Raw genomic sequence first — 19,563 nt, forward strand, 5'->3', positions numbered from 1 at the left:
CAATACCGTGTGGATTGAACTGTGATCGCAAGAGCGAATAAGCCGCCCAGCGAGGACCCCGGCCTGCGGCCGGTCGACCCCTCACAGGTCCGCAGCGGCATCCAGTCCCGCTGCGGCCAGCACGGGAACGGCGGCGCGTGATCGCAGGTGCCGGACAAAGCCCAAGGCCTGCTCCGCTTGCGCGCTCGACACGAGCACCCCCGCAGACACTGCGGTCCGGTGCTGGACGGCCTCTGGCATTGCGCCCACCAACCGGATACCGGGCATGGGCAGCAGCTCGCAGATCTGCTGAAAGCCCAGCTCGGCATCTCCACGCGCCACCACAGCGGCCACCGGCTCTTGCGCGAACCGCTGACAGCGGCCCAACACGTCGGACTCGATGCCCAGACGCTGCAACAGTTGACCGGCCACGTACTCGCCGCTGCCGGCCTGCGAGAGCGCCACCGACCGAGCCCGCAGCAGCACAAGCCTCAGCGCGTCCACCGTGCCGATATCGGGCACAGGCTGCCCCTGTTGCACACAAAGGCCAATGCCGGAGCGCAGCACCTCGACACTGGTCTCTGCCAGGACCAGGCCGGTGCGTGATCGTTCTTCGAGCAGCCGTGTCGGCAGCAGCGCCACGTCGGCCACCTCGCCGCGATCCAGTCGCGCCGTGATGGCGCGCTCGCTGCTGCCGGTCGCCGGTCCGTAGCCCATCTCCACGGCCGGTCCACCCGCATCGGTGAAGCGCTTGGCCAGCGCGTCCAGCGCGTGCGAGAAGGCTTGCGGCGCCAGCACCCGCAGCACAGGCCGGGCGGTCACTTCAGCCCTTCCAGCAGTGCCGCCAGGCCTTCAGGGTCGTCGATCATCGGGTCGTGGCCGCAGCCGTCCATCACCGCAGTGCGCCAGCCGGCATCGGCCTGACAGCGGGCGAGTGCCGCGTCGAAGACCGGCTGCGGGAACAAGGGCGTGCGCACGTACAGCTTGTGTGGCACACGCTCGCGGGCCCCACTCAGTCGCACCGGGTCCATGGAAACGCCCAGCGGCTGCGGCGTGATGTGGGCGTCGACCCAGGCCGCGTCTTCGGGGCGCTGGATGCGCAGGGCGGTGCTGGTCGGTCCGGGCCTGGAGACGTCCCCCTGGGCATTGGCCGCTTCCAGCTGGGCCTTCTGCTGTTCGTTCAGCAGGTCGTGGCCGCGCTGCCCATTTTCAGGCAGGAACGCATCCACATACGCGAGGGCGGAAACACGTGTCTCCAGTTGCTCGACCGCGCCACTGACCACCCAGCCACCGTAGGAGTGGGCCACCAGCGTCGCGTCTTCGATGTCCTCCCAGCGGAAGAGGTTCACCACATCCTGGATGTGGGTCTGCAACGTGATGTCGCCGCTCATCAGGTGTGAACGCTCGGCGAGCCCGGTGAGCGTGGGCGTGTGCACGCGATGACCATGGGCACGCAGCAGGTCGGCCAGGCGGCGCCATGCCCAGGCACCATGGCCTGCGCCATGAACGAGCACGAAGGTTCGGGGTTGGGATGTGGATGTCATGTTGGGTGTTGGCTTCTTGAAAATCGCTGGACTGGCTGCGGGGTGGTGGCATCACTCCAGCGTGATGCGCGACTCCCTGGCAATCACCGCCCACTCCCGTCGCTGCGCGGCCAGGGCAGCACCGAAGTCCTCTTCGAACTCGGGCTCGAGCCCCAGCTTTCGAATGCCCTCCAGCACGGCGGGCAATTTGCCGACCTCTCGCAGCGCCGATTGCAGGCGGGAAACCACCGCTGGCGGCGTGGCCGCAGGCGCCAGCAGCCCATACCAGTTGACCGACGGCACATCAAGCACCCCGCTTTCCTTGAGCGTGGGAACGTCGGGCATGTCGGCCATGCGCGAGGGGCTGGTCACGGCCAGCGCTCGCAGCTGGTTTTTCTGTATCAACGGCAGCAGAACGGCCTTGTTGGTGACGGTCATCGCCAGGTGCCCACCCAGCGTGTCCTGGATCGCCAGTGCGGCCCCTTTGTAGGGAACAAAAGTCATGTCGGCACCCGTGCGCAGCTTGAACAGCTCGATCACGAAATGCGGACCGATACCCGGCGCCGAGCCCGCATTCACCTTGCCTGGATGGCTCTTGCTGTACTGCACGAACTCGGCCACGTTTTTCACCGGCAGGCCCGGGTGAATCGCCAGCACCATGGCGTCGGTGGCGATGGCGCCCACGGGAACAAAGTCCTTCACCGGGTCGTAGTCCAGCCCCTTGAAGACGGCCGGGATCACCACGTTGAGGTTGGTGCCACCGATCATGATCGTGTACCCATCGGGTGGCGCAGCGGTCACCGCTTTGGACCCGATGCGTCCACCCGCACCGCCGATGTTGGTCACGATGACCGAGGTCTTCAGTCGTTCGGCCAGGTGAGGCGCAATCAGTCGCGCCGCGATGTCGTTGGGCCCCCCGGGGACGAACGGAACAATGAGCTTGATCGGCCTGGAGGGATAGCTCGACTCGGACTGGGCGAAAGCCAAACCCGATGCGCACACCACCACAGCCAGCAGGGCCCGCGCAGTCCATCGGCGAGTGACGGACCCCAGTGACCCGTGTTGTTCAGCATTCAAGTTCATCGTCATTCCTCGGTTGGGAGCACCAACTTTAGGAGGCTGACGATGCCCAGTCCAATACCGATGAGAAACGACAGATATCTCGCGACCGGATAACGCAAACCTGTCTTCGCCCTCCTCTTCGCCTTGAGCAGATGGCCGTCCGCTTATTCGCGGACGCAATCAGAGATGGATGCCAACGGTATTGGACGGCTCCAGAGCGCAAACCTAAATTCCGGCCCCGGCATCCCTCAACACCGAACACCGGAGATTCACTTGAAACACACCCACCTCACCATCGCCATGGCAGGCCTGCTGACCGCGGCCAGCGCATCTGCACAAAGCCATGTCACTGTCTTCGGCGTTGCCGACGCGGCGATCCGCCACACCAGCAACGGCTCTGAGTCCGGCAGCAGCCTGGCCAGCGGTGGCATGGCAGGCAGCCGGTTCGGCGTTCGGGTGGAAGAAGACCTGGGCGGTGGTTTGAAAGCGGGCGGATGGATCGAGGGCACAGTGAACCTCGACAACGGCACCGCCAACGCCACCCGCCTCTGGAACCGCCGCACCACCGTCAGCCTGTCCGGCCCGATGGGCGAGGTCGTCCTGGGCCGTTCCTTGACACCGGGCTACACCGCCTTCGGTGAGTACGACACCTTTGGCACCAGCGGGATCGCTGATCAGGGCAAGTTCCACTCGACAGCGTTCGGCAGCGGCATCGAAGGCACCGGTCTCTGGGCCCGCGCCGACAACTCGGTGGCCTACAACACGCCCAAGACACTGGGTGGTTTCTACGCCAACGCCATGTGGGCTGCGGACGAAGGCGTTCCCGCAACGGGTTTCAGAGGCGTCCGCCTCGGCTACGCAGCCGGACCGCTGAACATCTCTGGCGCCTACAGCGTGATCGACGCCACCGCGGGCGACCACAAGCGCACCTCGCTGGCCGGCCGCTACGACTTGGGCGTCGTCAAGCTCTTCGGCAGCCTGGTGGTCAACGAGTACCTTGAGGCCAAGCGCACCGTCACACAGCTGGGCGTCCATGTGCCGGTCGGGTCGGCTGGCACGGTGCGCGCGAACATCACCCGCGCCGACGCCTCCGGCCAGCAGGGTGCGGCCTCGATCAGCGGCGACGATGCCACGCAGGTGGCTCTGGGCTATGTGCACGCGCTGTCCAAACGCACCAGCCTGTACGGCACCTACGCCCGCATCACCAACAAGGGCGCTGCCAAGTTCGCCGTGGGCACGCCTCCGGCCGCCGTGGTCGGGCAGGCCTCCCGCGGCATCGAGTTCGGTCTGAGCCACCGCTTCTGATCAGCGCCCCTCGCCTAGGTCTGACCACCATGCAAGCGCATCTGCAGGCCCGACATGTCCCGTGGCTGGACCTGGCGGGCCTGCGGTTCAAGGACCACAACCGCAACGGCCAGCTCGACTCCTATGAGGACTGGCGGCGGCCCGCCAGCGAGCGCGCGAGCGACCTCGTCGCTCGCATGAGCCTGGCCGAGAAGGGGGGCGCCATGATGCACGCCAACCCGCCGTCCTCGGCCTCGTCGACGCTGCCCGGCGCCGGCGTGGCCTGGGCGTTCCCCGCGGTGTCCGAGATGGTGCTCGGGCGCCACATCACGGCGTTTCTGAACCGGTTGAACACCGGGGTGCGCGAGATGGCTGCACAGCACAACCAGCTCCAGGCCATCGCCGAAACGGGCCGGCTGGGCATCCCGGCGCTGCTGTCGTCCGACCCTCGCAACCAGTTCGCCGCATCGCAGGGGGTCAGCGTGGCGGCGGGCGCCTTCACGCAGTGGCCGGACCCCGCCGGTCTGGCGGCCATTGGCGATGAAGATCTGGTGCGAAGCCATGCCGCGAGCGTGCGGCAGGAGTACCGCGCGGTGGGCATCCGGATGGCGCTCTCGCCAATGGCCGATCTCGCGGTCCATCCGCGCTGGCACCGCGGCAGTGGCTGCTTCGGCAACGAGCCCCAACTGGCCGCGCGCCTGGTGCGGGCCTATGTAGAAGGCATGCAGGCGGGTGACCGTGGTCTGTCGCCGGAGAGCGTGGTGTCGGTGGTCAAGCACTGGGTGGGCTACGGCGCCACACAGGTCGATGGCTTCGATGCCCACAACCACTACGGCCGGCACATGGGCGCCAGCAGTGCCGACATCGAATCGCACATCGTGCCATTCACCGGCGCCTTTGCCGCCGCCGTGGGGGCCGTGATGCCGGCCTACAGCTTGCCGCCCGCGGGCCTGACCGTGCAAGGGACCCAGGGTGAGATCGAACGCGTGGGCGTGGGCTTCAACCGGCAACTGCTGACCGACGTCCTGCGCCATCGGTTTGGCTTCGCCGGTGTGGTGATGTCCGATTGGCACATCACCGACGATGCCAGCCGCGCCTGCATCGAAGGAGCGCCACCCGGGAGCCTGCCGGGTCCGCAAGACATTGCCATGCCCTGGGGGGTGGAAGATCTGCCCAGGAGCGAGCGTTTCGCCAAGGCGGTGCTGGCCGGTGTGGACCAGTTTGGCGGTGCGCAGGATCCGGGCGGGATCATCGACGCGGTCCAGCGGGGACTGCTGCCCATGGCGACACTGGATCAAGCGGTGCACCGCATCATGACCCAACGGTTTGCGCTGGGCTTGTTCGAGGACCCCTACGTCGACGAGGACGCGGCCGAGTCCCTGGTGGGCCAGGATGCCGCGCAGGCGATGGCGCTGGAAGCGCAACGGCGCTCGCTGGTCCTGCTGAAAAACCACAGGGCCACGCTGCCGCTGCGCGGCAGGACGACGCTGTACCTGCACCAGATCGATGCCGAGCTGGCCCGGCGGTACGGGTTGGAGGTGGCAGAACGGCCCGAAGACGCCGACCTCGCCATCATCGGACTGACCACGCCCCATGAGGTGCTGCACCCGCAACATTTCTTCGGGCGCCGCTACCGCGAAGGTGACACGGGCTTTGCCGAAGATGACCCCACGGTCCGGACGTTTCGCCAGATCGCCGCCTGTGTGCCGACCGTGGTGTCGATCTACCTGGAGCGACCCGCCGACCTGGCCCGCATCGCGCCCTGGGCCACGGCCATCGTGGCGCACTTCGGTCTGCGCCCGGAGGCGTTGTTCGATGTGCTGACGGGTCGTCATGCGCCGACGGGCCGTTTGCCCTTTGATCTGCCTTGGAGCGGTGAACGGCCATCACCCACCGAGCTCACCACGCACCGTGGTCAGGGCCTGAGCTACGGTTGAATCACGGCAGTTCGACGCACGGACTCAGTTCGAGCTGCCCATGGTCGGTACCAGATCGGGCAGCACGACATCGACCACCTCCTGCAACAGCGGCGACGTGATGTCGGGTCGCCACACCGCGTCGATCTGGATCACGCCCGCCTCGGGTGGCAGGGCGAAGACGCACAGACCCTTGCCTGCCGCGCTGGCATAGGACGCCGGCACCACGCAGATGCCGAGCCCCTGCCGCACCATCTGGAACATGCTCATCGGGTGTCGCGCCACGTGCACCAGTCGCGGGCTGAAACCCGCATTCATGCAGGCCGCCACCAGCGAGTCGAACAGCGCCGAACGGTGCTCGCGCGAAAAAGTGACCATGGGTTCCTCTGCCAGATCGAGCAGGCCCAGCGCGCTGCGCCCGGCCAAGGCATGGCCTTCGGGCAGGACCACGGCCAGTCCTTCGATGTGCACCGGCCGGCGCGCCAGTGCCTTGGCCACCACGCGGGCATGCACGAACCCCAGGTCGATGCGGTCCTGTGTCAGGGCGCGCACCTGGTCTTCCGAACCCATGTCGGTCAACACCACCTGAGCCTGCGCACCGCGCTCGCGCACACCCGCCAGGAACGCAGGCAACACGCGGTCGATCGCCGAGGTGGCCATGCCCACCCGCAGCGTGCCGGTTCGCCCCTGCCCTGAAAGACGGGCCCGCTGGAGCGCGACCTGCGCCTGGTCCAGCAGCGCGCGGCTGTCGTGGAGGAAGGTGCGCCCGGCCGCCGTGAGCTTGACCTCGCGTCGGTTGCGCTCCAGCAGCACGATGCCGAGCTCGTCTTCCAGCATCTTGATCTGGTGCGACAAAGGCGGCTGGCTCATGTGCAGGCGCAGCGCGGCGCGGCTGAAATTCAACTCCTCAGCGACGGTCACGAAATAGCGGAGTTGACGCAGATCCATGGTGGCTCAGCCTTTCAAAGTTGGCCGGACGGGCCGGTGATGCGCCGCGGTGTCATCAGACCCGTTCCAGCACCACCGCGATGCCCTGCCCCACCCCGATGCACATGGTGCACAGCGCGTAGCGGCCACCGCCGCGGTGCAGCTGGTTGATGGCGGTGGTGGCCAGGCGGGCGCCACTCGCGCCCAGCGGGTGGCCCAGGGCGATGGCGCCGCCGTTGGGGTTCACACGCACATCGTCGTCGGCCAGGCCCAGGTCGCGCAACACGGCCAGGCCTTGCGCGGCAAAGGCCTCGTTGAGTTCGATCACGTCCATCTGCGCCAGCGTCAGGCCGGTGAGCGCCAGCACCTTGCGCGTGGCCGGTGCGGGACCCATGCCCATGATGCGCGGCGGCACACCGGCGGTGGCCATGCCGACCACACGGGCGCGCGGCGTGAGGCCGTGGCGGGCGGCGGCGGCTTCGCTGGCCAGCAGCAGCGCGGCGGCGCCGTCGTTCACACCCGAGGCGTTGCCGGCGGTCACGCTGCCCTCGGGCCGCACCACACCTTTCAGCTTGGCGAGCGCTTCCAGCGTGGTGGCGCGCGGGTGTTCGTCGCGGTTCACCACCAGGGCATCGCCCTTCTTCTGCGGCACATGCACCGGCACGATCTCGGCGTCGAACACGCCGGCCTGCTGCGCCGCCAGGGCCTTGGTCTGCGAGTCCAGCGCCATGCGGTCCTGGTCAGCGCGCGAGATGTTGAACTCGGTCGCCACGTTTTCAGCCGTCTCGGGCATGCTGTCCACGCCGTATTGCGCCTTCATCAACTTGTTGACGAAGCGCCAGCCGATGGTGGTGTCTTCCACGCTGTTGGCACGCGAAAACGCGCTGGTCGCCTTGGGCATCACGAACGGTGCGCGGCTCATGCTCTCCACCCCGCCGGCGATCATCAGCTCGGCCTCGCCGCTCTTGATGGCGCGCGCCGCCGTGCCCAGCGCGTCCAGGCCCGAGCCGCAGAGGCGGTTCACCGTGGAGCCGGGCAGCGAGACGGGCATACCCGCCAGCAGCGCGCTCATGCGCGCCACGTTGCGGTTGTCTTCGCCGGCCTGGTTGGCGCAGCCGTAGATCACGTCGGCCACCGCTTCCCAGTCCAGTTGCGGGTGGCGTTCCAGCAAGGCCCGCAAAGGGATCGCACCCAGGTCGTCGGCACGCACGCTGGAGAGGGCACCGCCGTAGCGGCCGAAGGGGGTGCGCACAGCGTCGCAGATGAAAGCGTGGGTCATGGTTTCTTTCTTCAGTTGTCTACAGCGACGGAGCGCCAATCACACCGCACGAAGCAACGCCACCCAGGGGCACCGAGGAACCGGCTTTGCCGGGCCTCTGGTGCCGTCCCCCTCCCGCCGAAGGCGAGAGAGGGGGAAGACGCGAAGCGGCGCAGGGGGCGTTTCATTTCAAGGAAGTTCGGCGCTCTGGTGCAGTTGCCAGATGCGGTCGAGCAGCGCGCGGGCATCGGCTTCGCCGATCACCGGCGTGGCCAGCTCCATCAGCTTGCCCTCCAGGTCGGCGTCGGACAGCGGCAGTTCGGGGTCGCCCTTGCGGTCGGGTTGCAGCAGCGTCAGGGTTCGACCGTCGCGCAGGGTGATGGTCACACGCGCACCGCGCCGGCCCGGGAACGCCGCGTCCACGGCGGGGTCGAGCGTCTTGTGGATGCGCTGCATCAGCGCACGCGTGGCCGGGTCGTTCAGGCGATCTGGTTCAAACGCCGAGAGGCGCACGCTGCCGTGCACCAGCGCGGTGGCCACCATGTAGTGCAGGCTGAAGCGCGCCTGGTCGGCGTTCTGCGGGTCCACATGGGGGGCGATGTCGAGCGTGGGCTGGTAGACGCCGAGCGCCACGTGTTGTATGTCGGCGTGGGTGAAGCCGTGTTGCTGCTGCAAGGCCAGCACGCCGTCGATGGCCGCAAAGGTGTGGCCGCAACCGATGTGGTTCTTGAAGGTCAGGCGGGTGATGTGGAAGTCGGCTCCGAGGGTGGCGCCCACGGCGGACCAGTCGGGCCCTTCGCTCATGGCATGGCCCAGCCCGGATTCGCCCTCCAGCACATCGAGCGAGCTGCGCATGCCGACCGCGGCCAGTTGCGCCGCCAGCACACCCGCCTCGGCCGCGCGCCCGGCGTGCAGCGGTTTGGCCATGGCTTCCAGGCGGAAGGCCTGTTGCAGACCGGCGGTGAAGGTGGCGGCGATGGCCAGTGCGTGGGCAAAGGCGGCCTCGTCCAGCTTCAGCAGGCTCGCCGCGGCGGCGGCAGCGCCAAAGCTGCCCATGGTGCCGGTGTTGTGCCAGTACCTGTAGTGCGGGCGGCCCATCACCACGCCGATGCGGGTGGAGACTTCATAGCCCAGCACCACGGCGCGCAGGAACTCGGGGCCGCTGGCGCCCGTGGACTGGGCCACGGCCAGGGCCGCTGCGATGGTGGCCGCACCGGGGTGGTACATCGCATCGCGAAAGCTGTCGTCCACCTCGGCGGCGTGTGCGGCCGTGCCCTGGATCAGGGCGGCCGCGCGCGTGGTGGCTGACCGCCCCTGCACCAGGTGCGATGCACCGCGGTCCAGGTCGTCGGCCATGGTCTGCATCAGCACCTGCACCGCCGGGGTGTCGAGGCCCGGGTAGATCGAGGCGTACCAGTCGATCACCGCGCGCTGGGCGTGGTGCGCCACCTCGGCGGGCAGGGGTGCCTGGGCAAAGCCCGTGGCAAAGCGCGCGAATGTTTCAACGGCGTGCATCTTCAGTTCTCCGTCGTGAGCAGGTGGCGCAGGTCGCCGGCCACAAAGCCCGGCCCGCAGAGCCCGGCCAGCCAAGGCATGTCGTCCTGCAGCGCGGCAGCACCGCGTTCGCGGGCCCAGAACACCGGGCCGCCTTCCCAGCGCGGGAAGCCGTAGCCGTTCACTAGCACCACGTCCACGTCGGTGGCGCGTTCGGCCACGCCTTCGGCCAGCAGCAGCGCGGCCTCGTTGACGATGGCGAGCAGCGCACGGCGCACGATCTCTTCGTCGCTCAGGCTGCGCGGGGTCACGCCTCTTTCGGCACGGCACAACGCGATGAGTTCATGCACGGCCTCGTCCACCTGCGGACCCTTGCTGCCTTCGGGGTAGCCGTAGTAGCCCGCACCGGTCTTGCGGCCCAGGCGGCCCGCTTCGCAGAGGCGGTCGGGGATGTGCACGTAGCGGGCCAGCGGGTCGCGCGTGGCGGCCTGGGCCTGGCGCATGCGCCAGGCGATGTCCAGCCCCGACAGGTCGGCCACCGCAAACGGCCCCATGGCAAAACCGAAGGCCTGCAGCGCGGCGTCCACCTGTTCGGGCCAGGCGCCCTCTTCGACCATGAACTCGCACTGGCGGCGGTAGGCCGCGTACAGCCGGTTGCCGATGAAGCCGAAGGCGTTGCCGGTCAGCACCGGCAGCTTCTTCAGCCGTTTGCCCAGCGCGAGGCCGGTGGCCAGCGCACCGGGCGCAGAGGCCTGTCCGCGCACCACTTCCATCAGCTTCATGACGTTCGCGGGGCTGAAGAAGTGCAGACCGATCACGTCGTGCGGTCGCGAAGTGGCCGCCGCAATGGCGTCCAGATCCAGGTACGAGGTGTTGGAAGCCAGCACCGCACCCGGACGCGCCACGGCGTCGATGCGCTGGAACACCTGCTGCTTCACACCCAGCTCTTCGAACACGGCCTCGATGATCAGGTCGGCGCCGGCCAGTTCGGCCCAGTCCAGGCTGGTCTGAAGCCGGGCTTCAACCGCTGCGGCCCCACTGGCGCTGAGCTTGCCGCCCTGCACCCGCGAGGCGTAGTGCGCGTGGATGCGTTGTGCGCCACGTTCCAAGGCGGCAGCATCCCGTTCCAGCAGCAGCACCCGGTAGCCCGCGTCCAGCACCGCGATGGCGATGCCCGAACCCATGGTGCCCGCGCCGATCACGGCCACGAGCTCCACGGCGCGTGGAACGGCGCCGTCCAGTGAAGGGTGCTTGCCGCTGTCGCGTTCGGCAAAGAACTGGTGCCGCAGCGCGAAGGCCTCGCGCGAGACACGCAGTTGCTGGAACACGGCGCGCTCGTTGGCCAGGCCGTCGTCGATGCCCACACGGGCCGTGGCGGTGATGGCATCAATGGCCGCCTGCACCGCGGGTCGGCGCTTGCCGGCCTTGAGTGCTGCGCTGCTGGCTTCATCCACGTCCGCGCTCTGGGCCGTGGGCACCGCCCGTTCGCGCACCCGCTGCTTCTTTCCTTTGAGCTGCCTGGCGTGCGCCACCGCAGCGCTGCGCAGATCGTCGGTGGCGATCTGGTCCACCAGGCCCGCCTCCAGCGCCGCCGCAGCGGGCACCCGTTCACCCGAACAGATCAAACGGATCGCGCGCGGAATGCCGACGATGCGCGGCAGCCGCTGCGTGCCGCCCGCGCCGGGGATGATGCCCAGCGTCACCTCGGGCAGACCGACCACGGTGCCCGGCGCGGCGACGCGCGCATCGCAGCCGAGCGCCAGCTCGAAGCCACCGCCCAGCGCGGCGCCGTGCAGCGCCGCCACCACGGGTTTCCCGCAGGCCTCGATGGCGGCGATCACCGAGGGAAGTTGCGGCTCGGTCAGCGGCTGGCCGAACTCGCGCAGGTCAGACCCGGCGATGAAGGTGCTGCCGGCGCCGATGAGCACCGCGCCTTCGAGCGTGTCGTCGCTGCGCAGGGTCTCGATGGCGGCCATCAAACCCTGCCGCACGGCGGCCGAGCCGGCGTTGATGGGCGGGTTGTGAATCACGATGACGGCGATCTCGCCATCCCGTTCCAGGTGCACGCGTGGCGTCATGAAGGCTCCCTCAGGCCAGCACGACCACGCCGTCGGCGGCGCTCACGCCCTGGCCTTGTGCGCGCACGAACACCGGGTTGATCTCGGCTTCCACCAGTCGGTCCCCCAGTTGCGCCGCCATGCGGGAGAAGGCCACGATGGCATCCACCAGCGCGTCCACGTCGGCCTTGGGCCGGCCGCGGAAGCCGTCGAGCAGCGGCCAGGTCTTGAGGTCTTTCGCCATCGAGAGCGCATCGGCGCGGCTCAGCGCGTGGAGGCCCTGCGCGTCCTGCGTCAGCAGGCGCATGGTGGTGTCCTTGAACAGTTCGGCCGTCACGCCCCCCATGCCCAGCAGCACGGCCGTGCCCAGCGCATCTCGGTGCATGCCCAGGATCAGCTCGGTGCCACCGCCCACCATCTCCTGCACGAGGAAGCGGTCGGGGCGCACGCCGGCTTTGGCGTGCACGTCGGCGGTCATGCTGATCAGGCGTTCACCCACGGTCTCGGGCGTGAGGCCGATGGCCACACCACCGACGTCGCTCTTGTGCGTGATCTGCGACGAGAGGATCTTGAGCACCACGCGGCCACCCAGCTCGCGCGCGGCAGCTTCAGCCTCGGCCGGGGTGGTGACGACGCGCTCGGCGGCACAGGGCACCTGAAAACGAGCGAACAGCTGCTTGGCCTGTGCCTCGTCCAGCGATCCCGAAGGCAGCTCACCCGTGTCGACGGCGCTGCCCGCATCCGTGTCCTCGACCGGTGCGACGAAACTGCTCACCTTGTACATGGCGGCCAGCGCCGCGGTGCAGCTCTCGGCCGCGGCAAAAGCGGGCACGCCGTGGCGCGTGAGCAAGGCGCCCACCTCGGGCGCGTGCGGGCTCACATAGGCCATCACGGGCTTGTCCGAATCGGGCAGGCAGTCGCGGATGGCGTTGGCCATCAGCTCGGGCATGGCCAGGCTGGACGAACCCACGATGATCACCAGCGCGTCGTAAGTCGGGCTGGCCAGCAGGGCACGGATCGCGCCGCGCAGCAGGTCAGGCCGCAGGCCGGCGAGGGTCACGTCGATCGGGTTGCGGTCCAGCACGGCTTCGCTGCCGGTCTGCAGCGCGCGCAGCGCCTCGGCCGTGGCGGCATCCGGCGCCGGGGTCTCGAAACCGGCCACGCCCAGGTCGTCGGACACCAGCGTGCCGGCGCCGCCGGTGCTGGTGAGAATCGCCACGCGCTGGCCGCGCATGTGGCGGCCTGTCGCCAGGGCCACGGGGATGTCCAGCAGGTCGTTGAAGGTATGCGCGCGGATCACGCCCACCTGCTTGAACAGCGCGTCGTACATGCGGTCGGCGCCCGCCATGGCACCGGTGTGCGACACGGCGGCCTGGGCGCCCGCTTCCGAGCGGCCGATCTTGAAGGCCACCACCGGCTTGCCCTTGCTCGCCGCCTTGAGGCAGGCGGCCCGGAACTTGGCGGGGTCGCGCACGGTTTCGACGTACAGCGCGATCACCTGCGTGGCCGGATCGTCCGCCAGGTGGTCGATGAAGTCAGCCAGCTCCAGGTCCACCTCATTGCTGGTCGAAATCAGCTTGGACAGGCCGATGCCGCGCGCGGCGGCCCGCGACAGCAGCGAGCCCAGGATGCCGCCGCTTTGCGACACCACGCCGATGCCGCCCACCGGAAATTCATCCATCTCCAGCGCTCCGGTGGCCGAGAGCACGATGGCGTCGGTCAGGTTCACCAGGCCGATGGTGTTGGGCCCCAGGATGCGCATGGACCCGGCCGCTTCCACCAGTTGCTTCTGGCGGCGCGCGCCGTCTTCGCCGGTCTCGGTGTAGCCACTGGCCAGCACGATGGCCGCCGCGCAACCGCGCGCCGAGAGTTCCTTCACCGCGAGGTGGGCCCGCTCAGCGCCCAGCAGCACGATGGCGACATCGGGCGTTTCCGGCAACGAAGCGATGTCGGCGTAACACGGCAGGTCGCCGATGCGGTCGGCCTTGGGGTTCACCGGCAGGATGCGACCGGCAAAGCCGTGCTTCTGCAGGTAGGCCACCGGGCGTCCAGCGGTTTTGCCCGGGTCGGCCGAAGCACCGATGATGGCCACGCTGCGCGGCTGCAGAAGACGGGAGATCGCGTTGATGGGGGCGTCCATGGTCTTCACTCCTTGCCGGCGGTCTTGGCCAGAAACGCTTCCACCGAAGCGCGGTGCTCGCTGCTGGTGTAGCAGATGCCCTGCGCCTGGCTGCCCTGCGCGAACACGTCGTGCGAGGTCAGCTCGAAGCTCTGGTTGAGGATGGTCTTGGTCAGCGCGATGGCCGTGCTCGACGCCTGGCTCAGCTCGGCGGCCCAGGCCTGCGCGTCGGCCAGCAGCGTGTCCGCGCTGGTCTTGCGGTCCACGATGCCCAGCGCCAGCGCTTCATCCACCTTGACCTGGCGGCCTGTGAAGATGAGTTCCTTGGCCTTGGCCAGGCCCACGCGGCGCGGCAGGAAGTACATGCCGCCGCCATCCGGGATGATGCCGCGCAGCACATACGACCAGGCGAAGCTCGCCCACTCGCTGGCGATGATGAAGTCGCAGGCCAGCGCCGTGTCGGCGCCCAGGCCCGAGGCCACGCCGTTCACGGCGGCGATCACCGGCTTGGGGCAGGTGTGCAGCAGCGATTGCGTGTGGTGCACGCGCTGCTGGCGGTGCCAGCCGTTGAAGCCCACTTCGCCCGCCGGGGCGTTCATGCGCTTCTGCATCCCGCTGATGTCGCCACCAGCGCAGAAGCCCTTGCCGGCGCCGGTCAGCACCAGGGCGCGGATCGCCTTGTCGGCGGTCACCGATTCGAGCGCGTGGATGAATTCCGAGCGCATGCCGTCGCTCATGGCATTGCGTTTGTCGGGGCGATTGAGGGTGAGTGTGGCGATGTCGCTGCTCACCGTCAGTTCGATCAGGTGGTGGTCCATGGTGTTGTTCGATCGCTCGATGTTTCGTCGCTCATTCGGCCCGGATGTTGTTTTCCTTGACGATCTTTCTCCAGCGCGCCTCCTCGGCCTTCACATAGCGGTCGAACTCGGCGGGATCCGAAGCGGTGACCACCAGGCCTTCGTGCTCCACCTTCTTCACGAATTCAGGGCTTTGCGCCGCCTTCTTGACGGCGGTGTTGAGCTTGGCGATCACGGGGGCCGGTGTGCCGGCCGGCACAAAGAATCCGTACCAGCTTTCAACCGAGTAGCCGGGCACGGTGGCAGCGACCGTGGGGACACCCTTGAACGCGGGCGATGGCTCGGGTGTCGTCACCGCAATGGCCCGCAGCTTGCCTTGGTCGACCATGCTGGACACCGCTGCAGCCGTGCCAAAGAACAGGTCCACCTGGCCACCCAGAAGGTCGGTCATGGCCGGGCCTGCGCCGCGGTAGGGAACGTGAAGCAGCTCGACCTTGGTCAGGTTGGTGAACATCTCACCCGCCAGGTGAGCCGAGGTGCCGTTGCCCTGCGATGCGTAGGTCAGCTTCTTGCCGGCCTTCACGGCATCCAGGATGTCTTTCACGGATTTGTACGGGCTCTCGGTACGGACCACCAGCACGTTCGGGCCCTTGCCGATCAGGCTCACGGGGGCGAACGCGGTCTCGTTGTTGTAGGGCAGTTTCGTCAGCAGGCTCGGGTTCACCGCGTGCGCCAGCGTGGCGATCACCAGCGTGTAGCCGTCGGGTGGGCTCTTGGCGACGAGGTCGGTGCCGATCACGGTGCCAGCGCCGGGCTTGTTCTCCACGATCACCGTCTGGCCCAGTTCTTTGGACATGCCCTGACCCAGGGTGCGTGCGATCAAATCGGTTCCGCCGGCAGCGGCAAACGGCACGACGATGCGCACGGTCCTATCGGGGTATTCGGCATGGGCGACGCCTGCGATGGCAGCCAGACTCAGACACAGGCCGCTGGCGAGTCCGCGCAGGGAAGTGGGAAGTGATTTCATGGGATGTCTCCTTGAGGATGGTTTCAGGCACGGCCTCGTGAGAGGCGCCGCATCGGCCTTGTTGACCGAACCCGAAGCTTAGGGACTCAGGCTTGTTTTGAGACCCACTCAGTTCCACTCAGTGGAATTTAGAATGCGTCAAAAATGGCAGAGACGGTTGAAAACATGAGGGGAAACCCTTGCAAGGCACACCATGAACCCACTTGAAGAGAACCCCGGCCGCTCGGCCTCCAACCGCTCGCTGCTGCGCGGCGCCGACATCCTGCGCGCCTTTCGGCCGGGGTCGGATCTGCTGGGCAATGGTGAGATCGCGGAGCGGACCGGCCTGTCCAACTCCACGGTGAGCCGCCTCACGCAGACGCTCGTGGCCGCCGGCCTGCTGCAACAAGACCGCGCCCGTCGCGCCTACCGGCTCGCGCCGCTGGTGCTCAGCCTGGGACACGCCATGCGCTCGGGCTCGCAGGTGCTGGCCATCGCCGCGCCTCGCATGCGCGCACTGGCGGAGCGCGAACGCATCAACGTCGGACTTGCCTACCCCGATCGCGACGAGATGGTCTACCTGGAGTCGATCCGCTACAACCGCCGCGTCGCGCTGCGCAACGTGGTGTCGGGCCAGCGCGTTCCCATGGAACTCACCTCGCTGGGTCGCGCATACCTGGCGACGGCACCGGTGGAACGCTACCGGCTGCTGGAGCCCATCTTCAAACGGCGCAACGGCCGGCACTGGCCAGAGGTCAAACAGGCCATCGAGGCGTCGATGGACAGCATGAGGTCCAAGGGCTATTGCTGGGCCAGCTGGCAACCGGAGGTGGTCGCACTGGCCACGGCCTTCCCGACCGCCGAGGGCATTTGTGTCATCAATGTCAGCGTGTCCACGCAAGAAGGGGTCGATCGATGGGTCGCGGCGCTGGCCCCCAAGCTGATGCGCCTGAAGGAAGACATCTGTTCGGAGTTGCTGCGGCTCCCCGAACCCTAGGGTTGCCCGGACTGGGTGGCCGGAAGGCTTCCTGATGGTTCAGCGCGGCTCATCCGTGTTGCTGCAGGTTCTCCCTGACCCGTCGCAACAGCCCCATGAGCTGCTGGACTTCGCGCTCGCTCATGCCGTGCGTGGCCACCGCCGCCAGCACGGTCTGGCGCTGTTGCATGACCTTGTGCAGGGCCTGCGCCTCTTTCGACAACGACAGGCGCCACACGCGGCGGTCGGCTTCGTCGGGCACCGCCAGCAACAGGCCCTTGTCCTTCAACCCGCCGATCAGCCGGGCGACCTGGCCCCGGTCGCGCCCCGCATGGGTGGCGAGGTCGCTCTGCGTGGCGCCGGGATGCCGGGCAAAGTAGCCCAGCGCCTTGCCCTCCATCGGGCTCAGGTCCCGGGGCTGGTCCGTTTCGCCACGCAGCAGTTTCGAACGGAAAGCATGCACCACCGCGTGCATGGCCTCCAGCACATCGCCGTCGGGCGAGATACCCACTTTGCTGACATTGTCATCAATTTTGGTCATGATTGATGACATTATCAATCAAATCACTCCATCCATCCATGTCCATCACATCCCCCGTCCGCCGCGTTGAGCGGGTCCGCCACGAACTCGTCCGGCGCGACGTTCAGGTCGCTCGCGTTGAAACGATCAGCCCCCGGTTCCTTGCGGTGACGTTCTCTGGCGCCACGCTCGACGGTTTCACTTCGCTCTCGTTCGACGACCACCTCAAATTCATGTTCGAAGGCCCTTCGGGCGAGGTGCATCGGCGCGACTACACCCCCCGGCACTTCGACGCTGCACAACGCGAACTGACCATCGAATTCGCCCTCCACGCCGGTGGCCTGGCCAGCGACTGGGCCCGCCAGGCCCAGCCCGGCATGCCGGCCACCATCGGCGGTCCACGCGGCTCCATGATCATCCCCACCGATTTCGACTGGCACCTCCTGGTGGGCGACGCCACCGCCCTGCCCGCCATTCACCGCCGGCTGGAAGAGCTGTCCCCGGGCGCCCGCGTGCAGGTGATCGCCCACGCGCCCACCCCCGAAGACCAGCGCGTCATGGCCACGCGGGCCGATGCGCAGGTGCGCTGGGTGCCGTCGACCGACGATCTGGTGAGCGCTGTTCGCGAGCTGGATCTGCCCGCCGGCGAAGGCTTCGTCTGGTGCGCGGGCGAGGCGGCGGTCATGGCCCGGATGCGCGACGTGTTGGCCACCGACAAGGGCCATCCGCGCGAAGCCATGCGCGTGGCGGCTTACTGGAAGGTGGGTGCCGAGGGGCACCACGAAAACCTGGAGTGAGCGGTTTTTGACACCCGCCGCGGTCAGCGCAGCATGAGGTCGATGCGTCGCTGCAGACGCGCCACCTCGTCCGCCGCACCCGCCGCCTGGGCGCGCTGCTGCTGGACCTTGAGCCAAGCCAGCAAGGGCCGGCGCCAGCCGCGCGCCGACGCGGTGTCCACCGCCGCCTGCACCGTGGCCGGCGTGGCCGCACCGCGTCTCAACAGCACGCCGGCCGCCACCAGCCGCGCCAGCGGGTCTTCGATGGCCGAGACATCCGTCTGGCCAGCCGAGATGAGGCTGCGGTGGGCCGACGGCAACAAGGCCGCATCGGCAGCCTGCGCGTTGCCCGCCAGGTAGCGAGCGTAGGCCTGCTCGGCGGGCGCCGCATCGGCAGCCAGCGCATCGAAACCGTTGCACGCCTCCAGCTCCAGCGCCGCCACCCGCGTGGCGCAGCGCAGCAGCTCCAGCCGCGCCAGCAGGTCGGGCCGCGCGGTGCGCGCCACCTCGGCCCGCGCCCGAGCAAACTCCGCCGCCTCGATCCGGCTGTCGCCACTGAGCCAGGCCTCGGTGGCCCGCTCCGAACTGCCCTTGGCGTTCATCTGCCAGTCGGGCACCTGCGTGCTGGAACAAGCCGCCAGGGTCAGACCGATCAGCGCAGGAAAACAACGCGCGACGAATGAAGAAGCAGCCCAACCAGAAACACCGTGGAAGCGGCTTCGCCTGGCCACTGGTGTTGCCCCCTGGAGGGGGGATGCGGTTAAGCGAATTCCCGCTTTCGGCGGCAATTCGGGGCGCAGCGAGCAAGCAACGGGGGTGTTTCTTGTCATGGAAGCTGTATCTCCGTCTCGCGCTTGAACGGCCACTTGCGGTTGAGGTCGTTGATCAACGCCTCCACCTTGCGCAGGCTCGCGTCCACCTCGGCACGCAGGCCGGCCAGGTCGGTCGTGGCCTCGCGGGTGTTGGCGGTGATGGCCTGCGCGTCGATCAGCAGCTGGTCGACCTTCTGCAGGCTGCCTCGCGCATCGGTCAGCAGGCCGTTGAGCTGCTGCACGGTGGTGCGTGCGTCGGCCACCAGCCCGGTCTCGCCGCCCGTGCCGCCAGGGCCGCTGCCCTGGCCAAACACCTGTTTGTCGGCGTTGGCCACCAGCGAGTCCAGCCGCTTGACCAGCCCGTCGGTGCGCGCGAGCACGGCGTTGGCATTGCTCAGGGTGACCGTGAGCTGCTTCGCATCGTCGTCGTTGCCCATGAGCAGGCCCATCGCGCCCTGCGGTCCCTTGAGGCGCTCGGTGGCGATCTGCACGTTGGCCAGCGACTGCTGCAACGGTGCATCGGCCTTGGTCATGTTGTTGAGGTTGTCCAGCAGGTCGCGCACCTGGGCCACCAGCTTCGGGATCTCGGCCGCCGCGTCGCCGCGCAAGACTTGCCGCACCGCCCCGTCCTCCAGCGGCGGGTCGGTCAGGATGCCGCTGTAGGCACGGATCTTGGTGCCGCCCACCAGGGCTTTCTCCATGGTGAAAATGCTGGAGCTGCGCAGCCACTTGGCGTCCTTGGTCGGCACGTCCACCAGGATGCGCACGTTGCCGTCCTCGGCCAGCTCCAGCTGCGCCACCCTGCCGATGGCAAAGCCGGCGAAGGTCATGTCCATGCCTGCCACCACGCCCTCGGAGTCATCGGACATCAACACCAGCCGCTGCGTGCGCTCGAAGGCGCCGCGCGCGTACATCACGTACAGCGCAGAACCCACCACCAGGATCAGCAGCAGGAGCAGCAGCAGCGCGGCCTTGACCTCCAGGTTCTTCACCGGCGGCAAGGGATCGAGAACGGGGCCGTTGGGTGGCGTGGGTGTGGGCATGGGCGGAACCGGAA

At 68.2% G+C, this 19,563-nt stretch carries 17 protein-coding genes; 4 read left to right on the top strand and 13 right to left on the bottom strand.

Annotation, left to right across the window (positions count from 1 at the left end):
• Positions 1-81: 81 nt before the first annotated feature.
• From IM738_RS11705 to IM738_RS11715, 3 genes are read right to left on the bottom strand one after another with little or no spacing between them, the layout of a single operon-like run.
• A complete protein-coding gene (locus tag IM738_RS11705; protein ID WP_236966028.1) occupies positions 82-801 on the bottom strand; it encodes a substrate-binding domain-containing protein in 720 nt (239 codons plus the stop codon).
• Entirely contained in the window at positions 798-1,523 is a 726-nt protein-coding gene (locus IM738_RS11710; RefSeq protein WP_236966029.1) for an alpha/beta fold hydrolase, read from the bottom strand. The genes IM738_RS11705 and IM738_RS11710 overlap by 4 nt, the downstream gene beginning before the upstream one ends.
• Before the next feature lie 51 nt (positions 1,524-1,574).
• Complete coding sequence (locus IM738_RS11715) at positions 1,575-2,585, bottom strand: Bug family tripartite tricarboxylate transporter substrate binding protein (RefSeq protein WP_236966030.1); 1,011 nt, start codon at positions 2,583-2,585, stop codon at positions 1,575-1,577.
• A gap of 252 nt (positions 2,586-2,837) precedes the next feature.
• Between IM738_RS11715 and IM738_RS11720 the strand changes: the two genes are divergently transcribed.
• Both IM738_RS11720 and IM738_RS11725 read left to right on the top strand, forming a co-directional pair.
• Positions 2,838-3,869, top strand: a complete 1,032-nt coding sequence (locus IM738_RS11720; protein ID WP_236966031.1) for a porin — start codon at positions 2,838-2,840, stop codon at positions 3,867-3,869.
• Positions 3,870-3,898: 29 nt separating this feature from the next.
• Positions 3,899-5,785 (top strand): glycoside hydrolase family 3 protein, encoded by a 1,887-nt coding sequence (locus tag IM738_RS11725; protein ID WP_236966032.1) that lies wholly within the window; start codon positions 3,899-3,901, stop codon positions 5,783-5,785.
• A gap of 24 nt (positions 5,786-5,809) precedes the next feature.
• Here IM738_RS11725 and IM738_RS11730 read toward each other — a convergent pair whose 3' ends face one another.
• From IM738_RS11730 to IM738_RS11760, 7 genes are all read right to left on the bottom strand, one after another.
• A complete protein-coding gene (locus IM738_RS11730) occupies positions 5,810-6,712 on the bottom strand; it encodes a LysR substrate-binding domain-containing protein (RefSeq protein WP_236966033.1) in 903 nt (300 codons plus the stop codon).
• Between the two features lie 55 nt (positions 6,713-6,767).
• Positions 6,768-7,970, bottom strand: a complete 1,203-nt coding sequence (gene pcaF / locus IM738_RS11735; RefSeq protein WP_236966034.1) for a 3-oxoadipyl-CoA thiolase — start codon at positions 7,968-7,970, stop codon at positions 6,768-6,770.
• A 168-nt stretch (positions 7,971-8,138) separates the two neighbouring features.
• Positions 8,139-9,464, bottom strand: a complete 1,326-nt coding sequence (locus IM738_RS11740) for an MmgE/PrpD family protein (RefSeq protein WP_236966035.1) — start codon at positions 9,462-9,464, stop codon at positions 8,139-8,141.
• A gap of 2 nt (positions 9,465-9,466) precedes the next feature.
• Entirely contained in the window at positions 9,467-11,521 is a 2,055-nt protein-coding gene (locus IM738_RS11745) for a 3-hydroxyacyl-CoA dehydrogenase NAD-binding domain-containing protein (RefSeq protein ID WP_236966036.1), read from the bottom strand.
• 10 nt (positions 11,522-11,531) lie between these two features.
• Positions 11,532-13,640 (bottom strand): acetate--CoA ligase family protein, encoded by a 2,109-nt coding sequence (locus tag IM738_RS11750; protein ID WP_236966037.1) that lies wholly within the window; start codon positions 13,638-13,640, stop codon positions 11,532-11,534.
• A gap of 5 nt (positions 13,641-13,645) precedes the next feature.
• Positions 13,646-14,437, bottom strand: coding sequence for an enoyl-CoA hydratase/isomerase family protein (locus IM738_RS11755; protein ID WP_236966038.1), 792 nt, complete (start codon positions 14,435-14,437; stop codon positions 13,646-13,648).
• Between the two features lie 31 nt (positions 14,438-14,468).
• Positions 14,469-15,443 carry a tripartite tricarboxylate transporter substrate binding protein gene (locus IM738_RS11760; RefSeq protein ID WP_236966039.1) on the bottom strand — a complete coding sequence of 325 codons (975 nt, stop codon included), beginning with the start codon at positions 15,441-15,443 and terminating at the stop codon, positions 14,469-14,471.
• Positions 15,444-15,636: 193 nt separating this feature from the next.
• On the opposite strand from IM738_RS11760, the gene IM738_RS11765 reads away from it, so the two are divergent.
• Complete coding sequence (locus IM738_RS11765; protein WP_236966040.1) at positions 15,637-16,419, top strand: IclR family transcriptional regulator; 783 nt, start codon at positions 15,637-15,639, stop codon at positions 16,417-16,419.
• 49 nt (positions 16,420-16,468) lie between these two features.
• Here the strand turns inward: IM738_RS11765 and IM738_RS11770 are convergent, their stop codons facing one another.
• Positions 16,469-16,939, bottom strand: a complete 471-nt coding sequence (locus tag IM738_RS11770; protein WP_236966041.1) for a MarR family winged helix-turn-helix transcriptional regulator — start codon at positions 16,937-16,939, stop codon at positions 16,469-16,471.
• A 38-nt stretch (positions 16,940-16,977) separates the two neighbouring features.
• Here IM738_RS11770 and IM738_RS11775 point away from each other — a divergent pair, with 38 nt between their 5' ends.
• Positions 16,978-17,715 (top strand): siderophore-interacting protein, encoded by a 738-nt coding sequence (locus IM738_RS11775; protein ID WP_236966042.1) that lies wholly within the window; start codon positions 16,978-16,980, stop codon positions 17,713-17,715.
• Between the two features lie 23 nt (positions 17,716-17,738).
• Here the strand turns inward: IM738_RS11775 and IM738_RS11780 are convergent, their stop codons facing one another.
• Positions 17,739-18,311: a hypothetical protein gene (locus IM738_RS11780; protein WP_236966043.1), complete on the bottom strand. Its 573-nt coding sequence runs from the start codon at positions 18,309-18,311 to the stop codon at positions 17,739-17,741.
• A gap of 209 nt (positions 18,312-18,520) precedes the next feature.
• Positions 18,521-19,549 carry an MlaD family protein gene (locus IM738_RS11785; protein ID WP_236966044.1) on the bottom strand — a complete coding sequence of 343 codons (1,029 nt, stop codon included), beginning with the start codon at positions 19,547-19,549 and terminating at the stop codon, positions 18,521-18,523.
• Positions 19,550-19,563: the final 14 nt, after the last annotated feature.

Origin of the sequence: Hydrogenophaga sp. SL48 (assembly GCF_021729865.1) — a bacterium.
In the GTDB taxonomy this organism is placed as follows: Bacteria; Pseudomonadota; Gammaproteobacteria; order Burkholderiales; family Burkholderiaceae_C; genus Hydrogenophaga.

Coding starts and splice junctions, on each gene's coding strand:
- IM738_RS11710 (WP_236966029.1), bottom strand. CDS start 1,523: ATGACATCCACATCCCAACCCCGAACCTTCGTGCTCGTTCATGGCGCA.
- IM738_RS11715 (WP_236966030.1), bottom strand. CDS start 2,585: ATGAACTTGAATGCTGAACAACACGGGTCACTGGGGTCCGTCACTCGC.
- IM738_RS11725 (WP_236966032.1), top strand. CDS start 3,899: ATGCAAGCGCATCTGCAGGCCCGACATGTCCCGTGGCTGGACCTGGCG.
- IM738_RS11730 (WP_236966033.1), bottom strand. CDS start 6,712: ATGGATCTGCGTCAACTCCGCTATTTCGTGACCGTCGCTGAGGAGTTG.
- pcaF (WP_236966034.1), bottom strand. CDS start 7,970: ATGACCCACGCTTTCATCTGCGACGCTGTGCGCACCCCCTTCGGCCGC.
- IM738_RS11740 (WP_236966035.1), bottom strand. CDS start 9,464: ATGCACGCCGTTGAAACATTCGCGCGCTTTGCCACGGGCTTTGCCCAG.
- IM738_RS11745 (WP_236966036.1), bottom strand. CDS start 11,521: ATGACGCCACGCGTGCACCTGGAACGGGATGGCGAGATCGCCGTCATC.
- IM738_RS11750 (WP_236966037.1), bottom strand. CDS start 13,640: ATGGACGCCCCCATCAACGCGATCTCCCGTCTTCTGCAGCCGCGCAGC.
- IM738_RS11755 (WP_236966038.1), bottom strand. CDS start 14,437: ATGGACCACCACCTGATCGAACTGACGGTGAGCAGCGACATCGCCACA.
- IM738_RS11760 (WP_236966039.1), bottom strand. CDS start 15,443: ATGAAATCACTTCCCACTTCCCTGCGCGGACTCGCCAGCGGCCTGTGT.
- IM738_RS11765 (WP_236966040.1), top strand. CDS start 15,637: ATGAACCCACTTGAAGAGAACCCCGGCCGCTCGGCCTCCAACCGCTCG.
- IM738_RS11770 (WP_236966041.1), bottom strand. CDS start 16,939: ATGACCAAAATTGATGACAATGTCAGCAAAGTGGGTATCTCGCCCGAC.
- IM738_RS11775 (WP_236966042.1), top strand. CDS start 16,978: ATGTCCATCACATCCCCCGTCCGCCGCGTTGAGCGGGTCCGCCACGAA.
- IM738_RS11785 (WP_236966044.1), bottom strand. CDS start 19,549: ATGCCCACACCCACGCCACCCAACGGCCCCGTTCTCGATCCCTTGCCG.